17 protein-coding genes are annotated in these 17,514 nt (G+C 63.2%); 6 read left to right on the top strand and 11 right to left on the bottom strand.

What is annotated here, in order from left to right:
* Positions 1-19: 19 nt before the first annotated feature.
* Positions 20-1,288 (bottom strand): TIGR03862 family flavoprotein, encoded by a 1,269-nt coding sequence (locus C2L66_RS14445; RefSeq protein ID WP_060599618.1) that lies wholly within the window; start codon positions 1,286-1,288, stop codon positions 20-22.
* Between the two features lie 271 nt (positions 1,289-1,559).
* Between C2L66_RS14445 and C2L66_RS14440 the strand changes: the two genes are divergently transcribed.
* Positions 1,560-1,772, top strand: a complete 213-nt coding sequence (locus C2L66_RS14440; protein WP_060599619.1) for a DUF1059 domain-containing protein — start codon at positions 1,560-1,562, stop codon at positions 1,770-1,772.
* Between the two features lie 22 nt (positions 1,773-1,794).
* On the opposite strand, the gene C2L66_RS14435 is transcribed toward C2L66_RS14440, so the two are convergent.
* From C2L66_RS14435 to C2L66_RS14425, 3 genes are all read right to left on the bottom strand, one after another.
* Positions 1,795-3,339, bottom strand: coding sequence for a UxaA family hydrolase (locus C2L66_RS14435; RefSeq protein WP_060599620.1), 1,545 nt, complete (start codon positions 3,337-3,339; stop codon positions 1,795-1,797).
* 22 nt (positions 3,340-3,361) lie between these two features.
* The gene (locus C2L66_RS14430) at positions 3,362-4,651 is read right to left on the bottom strand and encodes an MFS transporter (protein WP_035989029.1); all 1,290 of its coding nucleotides are present in this window, start codon (positions 4,649-4,651) and stop codon (positions 3,362-3,364) included.
* Between the two features lie 427 nt (positions 4,652-5,078).
* Positions 5,079-5,399 carry a type II toxin-antitoxin system HicA family toxin gene (locus tag C2L66_RS14425; RefSeq protein WP_007731784.1) on the bottom strand — a complete coding sequence of 107 codons (321 nt, stop codon included), beginning with the start codon at positions 5,397-5,399 and terminating at the stop codon, positions 5,079-5,081.
* Positions 5,400-5,792: 393 nt separating this feature from the next.
* On the opposite strand from C2L66_RS14425, the gene C2L66_RS14420 reads away from it, so the two are divergent.
* Positions 5,793-6,623, top strand: a complete 831-nt coding sequence (locus C2L66_RS14420) for a class I SAM-dependent methyltransferase (protein ID WP_054929101.1) — start codon at positions 5,793-5,795, stop codon at positions 6,621-6,623.
* 21 nt (positions 6,624-6,644) lie between these two features.
* Here C2L66_RS14420 and C2L66_RS14415 read toward each other — a convergent pair whose 3' ends face one another.
* Both C2L66_RS14415 and C2L66_RS14410 read right to left on the bottom strand, forming a co-directional pair.
* Entirely contained in the window at positions 6,645-7,214 is a 570-nt protein-coding gene (locus C2L66_RS14415; protein ID WP_060599621.1) for a DUF1415 domain-containing protein, read from the bottom strand.
* A gap of 27 nt (positions 7,215-7,241) precedes the next feature.
* Positions 7,242-7,874 carry a TetR/AcrR family transcriptional regulator gene (locus C2L66_RS14410; RefSeq protein WP_054929099.1) on the bottom strand — a complete coding sequence of 211 codons (633 nt, stop codon included), beginning with the start codon at positions 7,872-7,874 and terminating at the stop codon, positions 7,242-7,244.
* 168 nt (positions 7,875-8,042) lie between these two features.
* On the opposite strand from C2L66_RS14410, the gene C2L66_RS14405 reads away from it, so the two are divergent.
* Positions 8,043-9,326 carry an MFS transporter gene (locus tag C2L66_RS14405; RefSeq protein ID WP_060599622.1) on the top strand — a complete coding sequence of 428 codons (1,284 nt, stop codon included), beginning with the start codon at positions 8,043-8,045 and terminating at the stop codon, positions 9,324-9,326.
* 184 nt (positions 9,327-9,510) lie between these two features.
* Entirely contained in the window at positions 9,511-10,104 is a 594-nt protein-coding gene (locus tag C2L66_RS14400) for a nitroreductase family protein (protein WP_060602449.1), read from the top strand.
* Between the two features lie 79 nt (positions 10,105-10,183).
* Here the strand turns inward: C2L66_RS14400 and C2L66_RS14395 are convergent, their stop codons facing one another.
* Positions 10,184-11,653, bottom strand: coding sequence for an MFS transporter (locus tag C2L66_RS14395; RefSeq protein ID WP_060599623.1), 1,470 nt, complete (start codon positions 11,651-11,653; stop codon positions 10,184-10,186).
* 280 nt (positions 11,654-11,933) lie between these two features.
* Between C2L66_RS14395 and C2L66_RS14390 the strand changes: the two genes are divergently transcribed.
* Positions 11,934-13,202: an Hsp70 family protein gene (locus C2L66_RS14390; protein WP_060599624.1), complete on the top strand. Its 1,269-nt coding sequence runs from the start codon at positions 11,934-11,936 to the stop codon at positions 13,200-13,202.
* Between the two features lie 94 nt (positions 13,203-13,296).
* On the opposite strand, the gene C2L66_RS14385 is transcribed toward C2L66_RS14390, so the two are convergent.
* Positions 13,297-13,500: a cold-shock protein gene (locus tag C2L66_RS14385; RefSeq protein WP_007731769.1), complete on the bottom strand. Its 204-nt coding sequence runs from the start codon at positions 13,498-13,500 to the stop codon at positions 13,297-13,299.
* A 455-nt stretch (positions 13,501-13,955) separates the two neighbouring features.
* Between C2L66_RS14385 and C2L66_RS14380 the strand changes: the two genes are divergently transcribed.
* Positions 13,956-15,560, top strand: a complete 1,605-nt coding sequence (locus C2L66_RS14380) for an APC family permease (RefSeq protein ID WP_063803351.1) — start codon at positions 13,956-13,958, stop codon at positions 15,558-15,560.
* 84 nt (positions 15,561-15,644) lie between these two features.
* Here C2L66_RS14380 and C2L66_RS14375 read toward each other — a convergent pair whose 3' ends face one another.
* The 3 genes from C2L66_RS14375 to grxD form a co-directional block, all read right to left on the bottom strand.
* Complete coding sequence (locus C2L66_RS14375) at positions 15,645-16,430, bottom strand: DODA-type extradiol aromatic ring-opening family dioxygenase (protein WP_054929095.1); 786 nt, start codon at positions 16,428-16,430, stop codon at positions 15,645-15,647.
* Positions 16,431-16,565: 135 nt separating this feature from the next.
* A complete protein-coding gene (locus tag C2L66_RS14370; RefSeq protein ID WP_060599626.1) occupies positions 16,566-17,165 on the bottom strand; it encodes a UbiX family flavin prenyltransferase in 600 nt (199 codons plus the stop codon).
* Between the two features lie 25 nt (positions 17,166-17,190).
* Positions 17,191-17,502 carry a Grx4 family monothiol glutaredoxin gene (gene grxD, locus C2L66_RS14365; protein ID WP_035989050.1) on the bottom strand — a complete coding sequence of 104 codons (312 nt, stop codon included), beginning with the start codon at positions 17,500-17,502 and terminating at the stop codon, positions 17,191-17,193.
* Between the last annotated feature and the right edge of the window lie 12 nt (positions 17,503-17,514).

Below are 17,514 nucleotides of genomic sequence, written 5' to 3'. Positions count from 1 at the left end.
GATCTGGTGATCCGGCGATCTAGCGCCGAACGATATAAGCCAGCGCGCCTTGTCCAGCGACAAGGCCGCTGGCGAAGCACGCAGTCAACAGATAGCCGCCCGTCGGCGCTTCCCAGTCGAGCATCTCGCCCGCGCAGAACGCGCCGGGCAGTTGGCGGAGCATCAACGCGTCATCGAGCGCTTCGAAGGGAATGCCGCCCGCACTGCTGATCGCTTCGTCGATGGGCCGTGCGTGAGTCAGCCGCAGCGGCAATGACTTGATGGCTTGCGCGAGCTTCGCGGCATCGGCGAAGTCTTCCTTCGACAGACACTCGTGCAGCAAGCCGAGCTTCACGCCCGTAATGCCGATACGGCTATGCAAATGACTCGACATCGAACGCGAGCCGCGCGGCCGCGTCACTTCGTCGATCACGCGCTGCGCGCTCAGGCCCGGCGCGAGATCGAGCGTTATCGTCGCTTCGCCATCGGCAAGCAGGCGGTCGCGAATCACTGAAGACAGCGCATACACGAGGCTCCCTTCGATCCCCGTCGAGGTCACGACGAACTCACCTTGTCGATGCTGGACCGTGCCGTCCACGCTTTCGACGGCGATCGAAACCGGCTTCACCGGCTGGCCCGCGTAGCGTTCGCGGAAGTACCCGGTCCAGTTCGCGTCGAAGCCGCAGTTCGCTGGCAAGAGCGGCGCGACGGGAATCTCGCGTTGCTGCATCAACGTGACCCACGCGGCATCGGAGCCGAGCCGCGCCCAGCTGCCGCCGCCCAGTGCGAACACAACGGCATCGACGCTCACTTCGCGCTCGCCGTCGGGCGTCGCGAAGCGCAAGCCGTGCATGCCGGACGAAGCGGGCGCAAGCCAGCCGATCCATTTATGCCGCATGTGAAATTGCACGCCCGCTTCCCGCAACCGATGCAGCCACGCGCGCAGCATCGGCGCCGCTTTCATGTCAGTCGGAAACACGCGGCCCGAGCTGCCGACGAAGGTCGCGACGCCCAGTTCATCAAGCCACGCGCGCAGCGCGTGCGGGCCGAACACATCGAGCAACGGCGCGATGTCGGCGCGGCGCTTGCCGTAGCGGCCGAGAAACGGCTCGATCGGCTCGGAGTGCGTGATGTTCATACCGCCTTTGCCCGCCATCAGAAACTTGCGTCCGACGGACGGCATCGCGTCATACACGTCGACGCGCGCGCCGCCGCGCGCCAGCGCTTCGGCGGCCATCAGCCCCGCAGGGCCGCCGCCGATGACGGCAACGCGGGCGTGATGCGTGGGGTGATCGGACGAATTCGGCATCGGTGGAAAGTGACGTGAATGGCGGTGACATGCGCTCGGCGCGAAGGCCGGTATTGTCCCACCCGCCTGGAAGCGGGGCAAACCCGGTGCAGGCAGACACACAGCGCGACCTATACTTTTCTCACGCACCTTCCTTGCCGGCGCACGCCGCGCCGCCCCGCCGCGCACGACTCACGCATTTTTCGCCGCTGCCCGAAGCCTCGCGTCAAAGACGCCGGGGCGACGCCGACGCACGCGTTGCGCGCGGTCACTTTGATCTGAGGAGTCTGTCATGGGCCGCAAATACATCGATTGCCGCGAATGCCCGAGCGACATCAACTGCACGGTCGCCCTGTGCGCAGATTCGGAAAGCGAACTGCTCGAAGCCGCCGTCGCGCATGCGATGCAGGCGCACAAGCACAGCGACTCGCCCGAACTGCGCGCGCAACTGAAGTCCATGTTCCACGACGGCACCCCGCCGCTCGGCGCGCCTGCCGCCGCATGACGTCAGTCCCGTCAGTCCGCGCTCAGGTCACCACGCCGACTTGCCACGGCACGAACTCGTTCTGTCCATAGCCGTGCAGTTCGCTTTTCGAGCGCGTACCTGACGCGCAGTCGAGCATCATCTGAAAGATGTCCGCGCCGAGCTGATCGATGGAGGTCGTGCCGTCGATCACGCCGCCGCAGTTGATGTCGATGTCTTCTTCCTGGCGTTCCCACAGCGCGGTGTTCGTCGCGAGCTTCAACGAGGGCGACGGCGCGCAGCCATAAGCGGAGCCGCGCCCGGTGGTGAAGCAGATCAGGTTCGCGCCCGACGCGACCTGGCCCGTCGCGGACATCGGGTCGTAGCCGGGCGAATCCATGAACACGAAACCCTTCGCGTGAATCGGCTGCGCGTACTCGTACACATCGACGAGATTGGTCGTGCCGCCCTTCGCCACCGCGCCGAGCGACTTTTCGAGGATAGTCGTCAAGCCGCCGACCTTGTTACCCGCCGACGGATTGTTGTCGAGCGCCGCGCCGTTGCGCGCGCAGTAGTCCTGCCACCACGCGATGCGCGCCAGCAGCTTCTCGCCGACTTCGCGGCTTACCGCGCGGCGCGTGAGCAGATGCTCGGCGCCGTAGACTTCGGGCGTCTCCGACAGTATCGCCGTGCCGCCATGCTGCACGAGCCGGTCGACGGCCGCGCCCAGCGCCGGATTCGCCGAGATGCCCGAATAGCCATCCGAGCCGCCGCACTGCAAGCCGACCGTCAGATGCGACGCGCTCACCTTTTCTCGCACCGCGCGGTTTGCATCGGCGAGCATGTCGCGCACCATCGCGATGCCGCGCTCGATGGTCTTGCGCGTGCCGCCGCTGTCCTGAATCGTGAAGCTGCGCAGTTGCGCGGTGTTGTCGGCGAGACCGCCCGATTCGAGCACGCCGCCAATCTGGTTCGTCTCGCAGCCCAGCCCGACGAACAGCACGGAAGCGAAGTTCGCATGCGCCGCGTAGCCCGCGAGCGTGCGCTGCAGGATCGCCATGCCTTCGCCGCGCAGATCGACGCCGCAGCCAAGTCCATGTGTCAACGCGATCACACCGTCGACGTTCGGGAAAGCCGCGAGTTCTTCCGGATGCACGTCGCGCCGGAAATGATCGGCGATCGCGCGCGCGACGGTTGCCGAACAGTTCACGCTCGTCAGAATGCCGATGTAGTTGCGCGTCGCGACGCGGCCCTCCGCGCGACGGATGCCCATGAAATGCGCCGGCTCGCGGGCCGCGGCAGTCGGATGCGTGTCGACGCCGAATTCGTGATCGCGGGCGAATTCGGCCATGCTCAGGTTGTGCGTGTGCACATGCTGACCGCGTGCGATCGCGTCGCGCGCGACACCGATGATCTGGTTGTAGCGCTTGACGGGCTCGCCCTTCGCGATCGCGCGCGTCGCGATCTTGTGGCCAGGCGGAATCAGACCCGTCACCACCAGGTCCTCGGATTCGATGCGTGTGCCCGATACGAGCTGGCGCGTCGCGATGATCACGTCGTCGTTTGGATGAAGACGGATGGCGGCGTGCGCGGCGATGGCTGTCGACATGATTCGGTGCCTTATTGAAAGATCAAACGTGCGAGCGTTGCGCGCCTTCCGGCACGTAGGGGCGCTCGGGATCGGCGGGCAGCGGTTCGATGCGGCCGACGATCACAAGATAGCTGAACGCGCCCAGAAAGCAGAAGCCACCCGCGACGACCAGCGGAATCGTGAACGAGCCTTTGGTCAACGCGACCATGATGCCCGTGAACGTGGTGATGACGATCCCCGCCAGGTTCGACGCGAAATTCTGGATACCGCTGATCGACGCGACGTGACGCGGCGTGGGCGCGACGTCGGCGGGCAGCGACCAGATGCTGGCGGCGGCGAACGCGAGGCTGCCGTACGCAATGCCGAAGAACGCGAGCATCAGATAAACATTCGACGTGAACGCCGACAGCGTGATCACTGACGACAGCAGCATGCCGCCGACCATGCACGTCTTGCGCGCGGCCGTGAGGCTCCAGCCGCGCCGGAACAGCGCATCCGACACCAGCCCGCCGATCCAGCCGCCCGGAATCGACATCAGCGCGGGAATCATGCCGAGCGTGCCGAGCGATTTCAGCGAAAAGCCGCGCGTCTGCACGAGATAGCTCGGAAACCACGTGATGAAGAAATAGATCACGAAGTTCAGGCAAAAGAAGCCGAGCATCATGCCCCACAGCGTGCGATGGCGGAACAGCGACGCCCACGTGACCTTGTCGGCGGCGCGCGCGGCGCGGGTATCGGGCACGACGTCGTGTTCGCCCGTCATGTCGCCATGCGCCGGGCTGCGGTAGATCGCGAGCCAGCCCAGAATCCACACCGCGCCGATGATCCCCGTGACGACGAACGACGCCTTCCAGCCAAGCGTGCCGATGATCAGCGCGACGACGGGTATCGACAGCGCCGAGCCGACGCGCGAGCCGCTATCGAAGATGCTCGTCGCGAGCGCGCGCTGCGACGGCTTGAACCACTGGCTGACGAGCTTCGCGCACGACGGATACGCGCCCGCTTCGCCGACGCCGAGCATGAGCCGGCAGCCGAACATCCCCGCGACGCTGCTCGCGCCCGCCGTCGCCGCCGTGAACAACGACCACCAGCCGACCGCGAGCGGCAACGCGATGCGCGCACCGACGCGATCGACAAACCAGCCGAACGGCATCTGCATCAGCGCGTAAGTCCAGAAAAAGCCGCTCAGGATGAAGCCCATCTGCGCGGGTCCGATGCCGAGCGCCTTCTGGATTTCAGGCGCGGCGACGGCCAGGTTCGCGCGGTCGATGTAGTTCACCGCGATAGCGAGAAAGCACAGCAAGATCACCACCCACCGCATTTTCCTCATGACGACGTCTCCTCCATTGGCGGCATCTGTCGTATGGTTGGCGCCCCTCGGCGATGCCGGTCCGGTGGCCGCTTTCCTACGGGCGTGCTGCGAGCGTGTGGCGGATGCTGTGTGTGCGCGTCCCGCTCTGGCGGCGGGACTGTCGTAGTGCCTGATTCGGACGGACAGGCGGTTTGCGTCTTATGCGCTTATTGAATTTGGGCCGAACCAGTTGGGCATGATAGGAGTCATCGCGTGCAGGCGCATGCTGCGACGCAGCGGCCTCAGCATTTGAGACGCGAAGGGGAAAGGGAAGTGACGCGCAAGTGTCGCGTGCGCCGAGGCGCAAAACCTTGGCCAAAGGCCGTCGCAAGCGGCGCCGAGCCGCAGCAGACGTGGAAAAGCGGAAAGACGGCTGCGCGAGCAGGCCGCGCAGCCGTCGGCGGACTCAGCCCGGATAGGCTTCGTCGACTTTGAGTCCGGCCAGTTTGAAGATTACGCGCAGCGTCTGAGGCTTGATGTCGCGGCGCGACGCGAGCGTCGTCATCACGAAGTCCAGCACTTTCGCGTATTTGAGCAGGGTCAGGCACGTCTCCATATCGACGCTGCCGTCGCGCATGACTTCCGCGAGCCGCAGCATCTCGACCGAGATGTCGCGCGCCATTTCGAGTTCCAGTTGCTGCTTTTCTGTCCACTCGGGCGTGGCCAGCAGCTTCGCCATGAGCTCCTGAAACTTCTGCTCGGCGTTTCCGTTGGGTGTCGTATCCATTTACCGCCTCATCAGATCCGAGCGCGCTTCGTAGCAGTCCCGGCGCACTTCAGGTTACGTAACGTTCGAACCTTTGTTCCGGCTCGACCTCCCCCAGGCGTACCGGCGGTTCTTCGACGTTGCAGTAACCGGTAGCTTGTCTTTCTTTATGCGTTCTGCAAGCCGCCATGCGCTATCTGGCTCGCATCTGACGACTGCCTTGCGACACACATGCTCAGCATGCTCGAACCCGGGCAATGCTCACGCACGAACTATTCCAGGCGGGGTGCGGTGTCGCTGTCCGCGCGCAAGAATCGGCACCGTCCTTCGCGCTTTGGGTAAACTGACAGACACTTCTCCCTTTTTCCGTCACCTGACGCACGTTCGCGATGCAATCGGTGGCACGCTCATTCGATGTCCAGCAAATCCTACGAAGTCCGTCCTAACCAGTCCGTCGAGCTACTGAAGGAACTCCATATCCTCACGCGCGACGGCAAGATGAATCAGGACAGCCGCCGCAAGCTCAAGCAGGTCTACCACCTGTTTCAGTTCATCGAGCCACTGCTCCAAGACGTGAAAGAGACGAAAGGCGAACTGTCCCTTGTTGATCACGGCGCGGGCAAGTCCTACCTCGGCTTTATTCTCTACGACCTGTTCGTCAAGGAACTGCGGGATAACTCGCATATCTACGGCATTGAGACGCGCGAGGAACTCGTCTCGAAGTCAGAAGCGCTTGCGGCACGCCTCGGCTTCAAGGGTATGTCGTTTCTTAATCTTTCCGTAGCCGAATCGATCACATCGGACAAACTTCCGCCGAACGTGGACATCGTCACTGCCTTGCACGCGTGCGATACCGCCACCGACGACGCCATCCGCTTCGCGCTCGAAAAACATGCGAAATACATCGTCGTCGTGCCGTGCTGCCAGGCGGAAGTGGCGGGCGTGCTGCGCAGGAACAAGGGCAAGTCGCTGGCGAACGCATTGACGGAGATCTGGCGGCACCCGCTGCATACGCGTGAGTTCGGCAGCCAGATCACCAACGTGCTGCGTTGTCTGCAACTGGAAGCGCACGGCTATCAGGTCAACGTGACGGAGCTGGTCGGCTGGGAGCATTCGATGAAGAACGAGCTCATCGTCGCGACCTATAAGGATTTGCCGCGCCGGCGGCCCACCGAGCGGCTCAATGAAGTGATGGACACGCTCGGCATTGCGGAATTGCGCGAGCGGTTTTACGTCGAGGCTTGAGATCGGGCGAGCCGTAGCCGGTCAGTCTTTGGCCGGCTCGCTCATCCATGTGTGCCAGCCTTCAGGACCGAGACGGCGCAACGTTTCCATGTTGCGCTCGTAGATGTCGGCGGCGTCCGGAAAGGCGTCGACCGCGCGATCGATACTGGCTTCCCGCAGCAAATGCAGAATCGGATAGGGCGCGCGATTCGTGAAGTTTTCGATATCGTCCGGCTCGTGGCCTTCGAATTGATACTGAGGGTGAAAGCTGGCGATCTGCAGCGTGCCTTCGAGGCGCAGTTGCTTCAGCATCCGCTCCGCGAAGAACAGGCAGTCGTTGTATTCGAGGAATTCGCCGAGCGCGTGCGGAATGATGAGCAGCGTCGTGTCGATGGCGGCGGGATCGGCATCCGCCAAAGTGCGCAGTTCGGATTCCAGATCAGCCAATACGCCTTCCATGCCGGTCGCTTCGCTGATCGCGTAGCGAATCTGCTTCTTCACATGCACGGCCTTCGCGAATGGGCACAGGTTCAGCCCGATCACGGCCCGCGTCAGCCAGTGCCGCGTGGCGTCGAGAATGGCATTGTGCGAATCAGGGGACGTTGAAGACATGGCGGCGCAGCGGGAAAAGCAAAACCGCTATTCTACCGACGCCTCTCCACACGCCAGCGCGACAAGTTGCGCCGCCACTCGCGGCGCGACCGTAATGGGTCCACAACCCGGGCCGTATGTCTGGCTGGACGCGTAGATCCCTTCGATCAGCAATGCGAGCGCGTTTGCCAGCTCGCCCGGATCGCGTGCGCCAGCCTCCGTGCAGAGCGCGTTGAGCCGCTCCATCAGCTTCGTCTTGTTGTTCAGCACGCAGAGCCGCGCCGGATGGGCGGGGTCCGGAAATTCCGCCGATACATTGACGAACGGACAGCCGCGATAGTCTTCTTTCGACGCGCGGAGCGCCAGATCCTCGAAATACTGGGCGAGCTGCTTTTTCGGTTCACCGGGATGTTTGGCGAGACTTTCGTCGAAACGTCTGAAGAACTGCTCGTCCGACTGCTCCAGATACGCAACCACCAGATCGTCTTTCGAGGAGAACTGACGGTACAGACTCATCTTGTTGACGCCCGCCCGCTCGACGACGGCATCGACGCCCACCGCGCGCACGCCTTCCCTGTAGAACAGATCGGCGGCGGCGCGTAAGAGATGCTGCTGGGCTTCGGAACCGGCCGTTTGCGAACGACGGCTCAGCGCGCGTTTGGCGGTATCGGAATTAGCCATGATGGTGTTGTGGTCCTCGAGTCGACGCCTTGACATGTTACCGATCGGTAACTAACATCGCAACACCGATTGTGACAGGTCAGTCACAAATCCTTTACGAAAGCGGTAAAGATCAGATGCGGCTGGCATCGCAGCACCGTGAGCCGTGACGGCAACCTTGGAGAACCGATGAACTGGGCAGCAAGAATAATTGGTGGGCGTTTCCACTACGGCTGGCTAGCCGTGGCCGTGGTGTTTCTGGTGCTGCTGGCGGCGGCGGGCACACGGGCGACGCCGAGCGTGATGATGGTGCCGCTCGAACATGACTTCGGCTGGAGTCGCGCGACGATCTCGCTGGCCATTTCCGTGAACATCGCGCTGTACGGTCTGATGGGGCCGTTCGCGGCGGCCGCGATGCAGCGTTTCGGCGTGCGTCCGACCATTCTGACGGCGCTCGGCACGATGGCGGCGGGCGTCGGTCTGTCGTCGCTGATGACGCATCCGTGGCAGATGATTCTCGTGTGGGGCGTGATGGTCGGCGGCGCGACGGGCGTGGCGGCGCTGACGCTGTCGGCAACGGTCGTGAACCGTTGGTTCAGCACGCATCGCGGTCTCGTGATGGGCATTCTCACGGCTAGCTCGGCGACGGGCCAACTGGTGTTTCTGCCGTTGCTCGCGGCGATCGCGCAGCATCACGGCTGGCGGCCCGTCGCGTGGACGGTCGCGATCGCGGCGGCGCTCGTGCTGCCGCTGGTGGCGTTCCTGCTGCCGGAGCGTCCCGCCGACATGGCGCTGCGTCCGTTCGGCGAACCTGCCGACTCGCCCGTCAAATCCGATATGAGCAAGCAGAATCCGCTCGCAATCGCGTTCGGCACGCTGGCAATGGCGAGCAAGACGCGCGACTTCTGGCTGCTGTTCTTCAGCTTCTTCATTTGCGGCGCGAGCACGAACGGCTACGTCGGCACTCATTTGATCGCGATGTGCGGCGACTACGGCATGACGGAAGTGCAGGGCGCTTCCCTGCTCGCGGCCATGGGCATTTTCGATCTGTTCGGCACGACGCTGTCGGGCTGGCTGTCGGACCGGTTCAACGCGCGCGTGCTGCTGTTCTGGTACTACGGGCTGCGCGGCCTGTCGCTGATGTATCTGCCGCACGCGTTCGGCATCGACTTCTTCGGCTTGCCGCTGTTCGCGGTGTTCTACGGTCTCGACTGGATCGCGACCGTGCCGCCGACGGTCCGTCTCGCCACCGATGTGTACGGCAAGGACTCGGCGCCCGTGGTGTTCGGTTGGGTGGTTGCGGGTCACCAGCTCGGCGCGGCCTTCGCGGCTCTCGGCGCGGGCATGCTGCGCGCGAGTCTCGGCACGTACACGGTGGCGTCGATGATTTCCGGCGGACTGTGCATCGTCGCGTCGATCATCGTGCTGCGGATCAACCGTGGTGAGCGGAGCGTAGCGGCGCAGGCCGTTTGATGCGGTAACCCGCTTCGAAGTGCGAAAGAGCGCGTCGCGGTCGAAGGCCGCGGCGCGCTTTTCTTATGTCTTTTCGCGTTTCAAATGTGCGCGACCAGCAGGGCGCGAACCGGACGGCTCGGGTTATGCTAGTGGGCCCTCGGGCCACTGCCCGCCGATCATGAATTTCGACCGAGAAATGCGCATGACCACCAAACCCGCACGCACCGACGTTCCCATTCATGACCTGATCGCCGGCCGCTGGAGCCCGCGCGCGTATTCGAGCGAGCCCGTGACGCGCGAGCAGCTGCGCACGGTGCTCGAGGCGGCGCGCTGGGCGCCTTCGTCGTACAACCTGCAGCCTTGGCGCTTCGTGGTGTTCGATCGCACCACGGACGACGTCTCCTTCAAGAAAGCTTTCGACACGCTCGTGCCCTTCAATCAGGGCTGGAATGCAAAGGCGCCGGTGCTGATCTGCGTGACGGCGCACACGCTGACGGCGAAGGGCGAAGTCAATCGTTGCGCGCCTTACGACGCGGGCGCGGCGGCGCTGTCGCTGGTGTTGCAGGCGCATGCACTCGGGCTCGCTGCGCATCAGATGAGCGGCTTCGACGTCAACGCATTCCGCAAGGCGTTCGCGGTGCCCGATGACATCGAGGTGATCGCGATGATTTCACTCGGCCATTACGGCGACGTCGACAAACTCGACCCGGTGCTGCGCGAGCGCGAAAAGGCGGCGCGCACGCGTGTGCCGCTCGGCGACATCGCTTTTGCGGGCGGATGGAACAAGGCGTTCTGAGTGGTTGTCAGCGCGTGAATGGTTCGACATGGAACGCGGCCGACGGCCGCGTTTTTTATTGCGCGGCGCTCTCCAGGGCTCATTCGTCGTCGATCACGGATAGCGGCGCGGCGACGCTTTCGAGCGGCCGCCGTTCCGCGTCCACGCCCCAGATTGCCGCGACCACCGCGGCGGCCAGCATCAGCGCCGAGCCGACCAGATAACCCGAAAACACTTCGCTGCGCTGCTGCGTGTCGATCAGCCGGCCGAAAAACGCCGGCCCCGCGATACCGCCGAGCGCGGTACCGAACGCGTAGAACACCGCAATCGCGAGCGCACGGATTTCAAGTGGAAACGATTCGCTGACGGTCAGATACGCCGAACTCGCCGCCGCCGACGCGAAGAAGAAAATCACCATCCACGCGATGGTCTGCGTCGTCACGGTGAGCAATTGCTGTTCGAACAGGTAACCGCTCACGGTCAGCAGCAACGCCGAAATCGCGTAAGTCGCAGTGATCATCTTGCGGCGTCCGATCACGTCGAACAGCCTGCCGATCAGCAGCGGACCCGCGAAATTGCCGAGCGCGAACGGCAGGATGTACCAGCCGACATGGTCGCCGGGCACGTGATAGAAATCGGTCAACACCAGCGCGTAGGTGAAGAAAATCGCGTTGTAGAAGAACGCTTGCGCCGTCATCAGCGACAGCCCGACCAGCGCCCGGCGCCGGTGCACCATGAACAGCGTATGGAAGACCTCGCGCAGCGTGGTGTGTTCGCGGGCGCGCAGGCGCAGGCGCATGAGTGCATCGTCGGCGAGCGCGTGATGTTCCGCGCGAAAGCGCGCCTCGATCCCTTCGACTATTTCGCGCGCTTGCCTTTCTTCACCGTGCGTGAGCAGCCAGCGCGGACTTTCGGGTATCCATGCGCGCATCGGCAGGATTGCCAGGGCGAGCGCCGCGCCGATAAAGAAGCACGCGCGCCAGCCCCAGTCGCCGGGCAGCAGATGCGGGTCGAGCATCACCAGCGAACCGACCGCGCCAAGCGCCGCGCCGATCCAGAACGTGCCGTTGATCGCGAGATCGGTGTGTCCGCGCACCCGCGCGGGCGTGAATTCCTGGATCGTCGAATTGATGGCGGTGTACTCGCCGCCGATGCCCGCGCCCGTCAGGAAGCGAAACAGCAAAAAACTCGTGAGATTCCACGAGAACGCGGTCGCCGCCGTCGCCGCGAGATACAGCGCGAGCGTGACGAAGAACAGCTTGCGCCTGCCGAGCCGGTCGGTCAGCCAGCCAAAGCCGAGCGCGCCCAGCACGGCGCCGGCGATATACGCGCTGCCGGCCAATCCCACGTCCGCGTTCGAGAAGCGCAACACCGCGCTCGACTTCAACGCGCTCGCGACGGAACCCGCGAGCGTCACCTCCAGCCCGTCGAGCAGCCACGTCACCCCGAGCGCGACGACGATCAGCGAATGGAAGCGGCCCCACGGCAGGCGGTCGAGCCGCGAAGGCAGATCGGTTTCGACGATGCTGGCCGGTTCGGCGCGAACCGTGGCGGCGGGAGGTTCCTGCATCGAGTCTCCTGAATGAGCGAGCCAAATGAGCCAAACGAGCCAATTGAGCCAATTGAGCGAGCCGATGCTCAGGCAAGATTTCTGAGGATTCTGTAAGCGGGCTTCGAACAGCGTATCCTGTCGGATTCATTCGAGCCCGGCGCGACCTTTCGATGAAGCAATTCGCATTCCCCATCGCCACTGCGTGCACGGTGCGCCGACGGTTGATGGTGTCACAGCTTTCATGTTACAAAGCCCGTCCCTTTTTCTGTGCGCGCCTGCGTGAGCGGCGAATCCTGCCATGACCTATTGCGCGATTGACTTCGGCACGTCGAATTCGGCAGTTGCCGTCCCGGTCGGCGCTTCGCCAGCCGGTCAGGCGGCGCTGAAGCTGGCGCCTGTCGAAGGCGCCTACACGACGCTGCCCACGGCCGTCTTCTTCAACACCGACGAAAACCGGCGCGAGTACGGCCGCGCGGCGCTGGAAGCGTATGTCGACGGCTTCGACGGCCGGCTGATGCGCTCGATGAAGAGCATTCTCGGCTCGGCACTCGCCGACAACAATACGGACCTCGGCGACGGCTCCGCGATCAAATACACCGACGTGATCGCGATCTTCGTCACGCATCTGAAGCGCTGCGCCGAACAGACGGCGGGTACGCCGATCAGCCGCGCGGTGCTCGGGCGCCCGGTGTTTTTCGTCGACGACGATCCGCGTGCCGATCAGCTCGCGCAGCAGCAGCTCGAAGCGGCGGCGCGCTCGATCGGTCTCAGCGAGATTCACTTCCAGTACGAGCCGATCGCGGCCGCCTTCGATTACGAAGCGCATCTCACGCAGGAAGGGCTGGTGCTGGTGGCCGATATCGGCGGCGGCACGTCGGACTTCTCGCTGGTGCGCGTCGGCCCGGAGCGGATGAAGCGTATCGAGCGCAAGGACGACGTGCTCGCGCATCACGGTGTGCACGTCGCCGGAACGGACTTCGACCGGCGCGTCGAGCTGGCGACGATCCTGCGCGAACTCGGCTATCAATCGCTCGACCCGGAAGGGCGCGAAGTGCCGAACCGTATTTACTTCGACCTCGCCACCTGGCATCTGATCAACACGATCTACACGCCAAAACGCGTGTCCGAACTCGGGTTGATGCGGCATCTGTATTCGGACACCCGGCATCACGACCGGCTGATGCGCGTCGTGGAGCAGCGTTTCGGCCATGCGCTCGCGGCGCACGCTGAAGAAGCGAAGATTGGCGTGGCGGCGGGCGGCGAGACGCTGATCGATCTGGAAATCGTCGAGGAGGATTTGCGCCTCGCATTCGACGAAGCGCAACTGATCGCGGCGGGCAAGGACGAGACGCAGCGCATCGTCCAGGCCGCGCGCGACACCGTGCAGCGTGCGGGCGTCGCGCCGCGCGATGTCGATGCGCTGTACTTCACGGGGGGATCGACGGGACTGGCGTTCTTGTCGGGCGCGCTGGCTGCGGCGTTTCCTGATGCGCGTCCCGTATTCGGCGACCGTCTTGCCAGTGTTGCAACCGGGCTGGGTATTCACGCCCAGCGCGTATTCCAGTAAAGATTTTGGATTTCGCGCCGAAATCCCGATTAACCGCAGAAAAGAAAAAACCCCGCCTTGGCGGGGTTTTTCTGCGTCCGGAAGGAAGCTAAGCTTAGACCGGCTTGATGTTAGCGGCCTGCTTGCCCTTCGGGCCCGTCTTGACGTCGTAGGTAACCTTTTGGTTTTCCTGCAGCGTCTTGAAGCCTTCTACGCGGATTTCCGAGAAATGCGCGAACAGATCTTCGCCGCCGGCGTCCGGCGTGATAAAACCAAAGCCCTTTGCGTCATTGAACCACTTGACGGTACCGGTTTCCATATTACTGTTTCCTAAAAATGGTGAATAAGGCCGAAGCCCGAGGGTGCATGAAAATCAAGGAAGGGTAATAGGACCAACCGGAGTACCGTTGATGGGCGAACTACGAAAGAACCAATTCACTCGCCGCTTGAAATCCTGCCCGTCCTTTATACGGGCATTTCGAGAGAAGGTCAACCGTAATCTTTAAATCCTCATATGGATCGGGGATATTGGGTACTAAATTGCTTACAAAGCTTGCTATTTCCGCGGTTTTTTTGTAGGGCTCAATCGTATTTTGACTGCAATAGCGCGGTGCAACCGTTAAACTACGCCCCGCGCGCGGCCGGTTGCACCTGTGAAACAGAACTCGCAATCGCGTTCGCGATCGCTCGCCGTATGCCCTGGTCTTTCCTATGACTTCAAGCCGTGTCTTTAACGGCCGCGGCAGCGGCGTGCTTTCAGATATAGGAGAAGACGTGAAAAGTTCTATTCAACGGCACATTGGCCCATTCGCGCTGATGCTGACGGGGCTCGGCTCGATTATCGGGTCCGGCTGGCTGTTCGGCGCCTGGAAGGCGGCCAAGATCGCGGGCCCTGCGGCGCTGTGCGCGTGGGTGATCGGCGCAATCGTGATTCTCGCAATCGCGTTGACCTATGCGGAACTCGGCGCGATGTTCCCCGAGTCCGGCGGCATGGTGCGTTACGCGCGCTACTCGCACGGCGCGCTGGTCGGCTTTATCAGCGCATGGGCCAACTGGATTGCAATCGTGTCGGTGATTCCGATCGAGGCTGAAGCGTCGATCCAGTACATGAGCACCTGGCCGTACGAATGGGCGCACAACCTCTTCATCAACAGCGAGCTGACGACACCCGGTCTGCTGCTGTCGGCCGTGCTGGTGGTCGTCTACTTCCTGCTGAACTACTGGGGCGTGAAGGTGTTCGCGCGTGCGAACACGGCCATCACGATCTTCAAGTTCATCATCCCGGGCCTGACCATTCTTGGTCTGATGATGAGCGGCTTCCACAAGGAAAACCTCGGCGAAAGTCTTGGCGGCGCGGGCGCCTTCGCGCCGTACGGCTGGTCGGCGGTGCTGACGGCGGTGGCGACGAGCGGCATCGTGTTCGCGTTCAACGGCTTCCAGAGCCCGATCAACCTGGCAGGCGAAGCGCGCAATCCGGCGAAGAGCGTGCCGTTCGCGGTGATCGGCTCGATCCTGCTGGCGCTGGTGATCTACGTGCTGCTGCAGGTTGCGTACATCGGCTCGGTGAATCCGGCTGACGTGATGAAGGGCTGGGATCAGTTCAACTTCAAGTCGCCGTTCGCGGAACTGGCGATCGCGCTGAACCTGAACTGGCTGGCTATCCTGCTGTACGTCGACGCGTTCGTGAGCCCGAGCGGCACGGGCACGACCTACATGGCGACCACGACGCGCATGATCTACGCGATGGAGCGTAATAACACGATGCCGAAGATCTTCGGCACCGTGCATCCGCTGTACGGCGTGCCGCGCCCGGCGATGTGGTTCAACCTGCTGGTGTCGTTCATCTTCCTGTTCTTCTTCCGTGGCTGGAGCTCGCTGGCGGCCGTCATTTCGGTGGCGACCGTGATCTCGTACCTGACGGGCCCGATCAGCCTGATGGCGCTGCGCCGCGCGGCGACCGACCTCGAGCGTCCGCTGCACATTCGCGGCATGAGCGTGATCGCGCCGTTCGCGTTCGTGTGCGCGTCGCTGATCCTGTACTGGGCGAAGTGGCCGCTGACGGGCGAGATCATTCTGCTGATGATCGTTGCGCTCCCCGTGTACTTCTACTTCCAGGCGAAGTCGGGCTTCGAAGGCTTCAACCAGGATCTGAAGGCGGCATGGTGGCTGGTGGCGTATCTGCCCGTCATGGCGATTCTGTCGCTGATCGGCAGCAAGCAGTTTGGCGGTCTCGGCGTGCTGCCGTATGGCTGGGACATGCTGGTCGTCATCGTGTTCTCGCTGATCTTCTACTACTGGGGCGTGCATACGGGCTATCGCACCGAGTATCTGAATGAGCGTGAGTCGCACGACGAGATTCTCGAAGGTATCGGCGCCTGATCGACGGCGATCGATTGCTTGTCCAATGAAAAAGCCCGCCAGGTTCTGGCGGGCTTTTTCTATTTGCGATGCGCGGCCGGGCGCTTACGCGGTGCCGAACACGTAGTTGGTCATCGCCAGCGATCGCTGGAACGTCCCGAGCGACTGAATGCCGAGCGTGTAGTCGTCCGGCGCGGCGCCCAGCGCGGCGAACACGGGGAGCAGGTGTTCATCCGTCGGATGCATGAACGCGGCGTGCGGCGCCTGACGCCGGTAATCGAGCAACGCATCGATATCGCGGTCGGCGAGGCGCGCTTCGAACCAGTCGGTGAACTCGGTGACGCGCGGATCGGCATCTTCCGGCCGTGCCGAGAAATCCGCTTCGCGCAGATTGTGCGTGATCTGCCCCGAACCGACGATCATCACGCCCTCGTCCTGCAGCGGGCGCAGCGCGCGCCCGACGCGGAAGTGATGCGCGGGATCGAGCCTTGGCTGGATCGACAATTGTGCGATCGGCACGTCGGCGTGCGGGAACATCAGCAGCATCGGCACCCATGCGCCGTGGTCGAGACCGTGCGGTTGCGTCGCGGTCGGAATGCCCTGTTCGCCGAGCAGTGTGGCGGCGCGGCGCGCGATATCGGGCGCGCCCGGAGCCGGGTACTGAATCTCGTACAACTGACGCGGGAAGCCATAGAAGTCATGAATCGTCTCTGGCGCGTCCGAGGTGCTGGCCGTGGGTTGCTGCGTCATCCAATGAGCGGACAGCATCAGTATCGCCTTTGGGCGCGGCACTTCAGCAGACAGGGACGCGAATTCCGCGCGTGGCATCGACGGGTCGATCGGCAGCGTCGGTGCGCCGTGCGACAGGAATAGTGAAGGCAAGCGGGTCATGGCAGCGCGGGCCGGATGAAGGCCGGATAAGTTTCGTTGAAGCGAATATAAGGCCGCACTGCCATTTGATAAACGGCGAAACGGGGATTTGATTGTCTCGTGGCAGTTGCGAATCAGCGGCGCGGGCCGTGCGCTTCACTGCGGCGGACTGTTCAACCCTTGCCACGCGGGCGCGAGCGCCGGACCCAGCGCGAACAGGTCGAGCACGCGGGCGACGGTATCGTCGACCATTTGATCAACTGTCTCGGGCCGATTGTAGAAGGCGGGCAGCGGCGGAAAAATCACGCCGCCCATTTCGGTCACCGCCGTCATGTTGCGCAGATGCGCGAGGTTGAACGGCGTTTCCCGCACCATCAGCACGAGCCGTCGACGTTCCTTCAGTGTCACATCGGCGGCGCGCGTGATCAGATTGTCGGAAAGCCCGTGCGCGACACTCGCGAGCGTTTTCATCGAACACGGCGCGATGATCATGCCGTCGGTCGAGAACGAGCCGGACGCGATGCTCGCGCCGACGTCGCGCACGGAATGAACGACATCCGCGAGCGGATGCACGTCTTCACGCGACAATTGGAGTTCGTGCTGGATATTGAGCCATCCGGCGCTGGAAATCAGCAGATGGCTTTCGACGCCGCCCAGTTTGCGCAGCGTCTGGAGCAGCCGGACGCCGTAAATGGCACCCGTCGCTCCCGTAATGGCGACGATGAGACGGCGAGGCGCCGCGGCGCGTGTTTCCATGACGTGCGGCGCCGTCTCTCGTCGCTTAAGCAGCAGCGAAGAGTTGCTGCAGTTCGCCCGACTGATACATCTCCATCATGATGTCCGAGCCGCCGACGAATTCACCGTTGACGTACAGCTGCGGGATGGTCGGCCAGTTCGAGAATTCCTTGATGCCCTGGCGCACTTCGTCGTCTTCGAGGACGTTGACCGTCTTGAACTGATCGACGCCGCATGCCTTCAGAATCTGCACCGCGCGGCCCGAGAAGCCGCACATCGGGAATTGCGCGTTGCCTTTCATGAAGAGCACGACGGGGTTTTCGTCGACGATTTGCTTGATGCGTTGTTGCGTGTCCATGACTGACCTTGC

The sequence above is a fragment of the Paraburkholderia caribensis genome (genome assembly GCF_002902945.1).
GTDB lineage: Bacteria > Pseudomonadota > Gammaproteobacteria > Burkholderiales > Burkholderiaceae > Paraburkholderia > Paraburkholderia caribensis.
The sequence above is the reverse complement of the archived record's forward strand: the minus strand, read 5'-3'. Positions and strand labels throughout refer to the sequence as shown.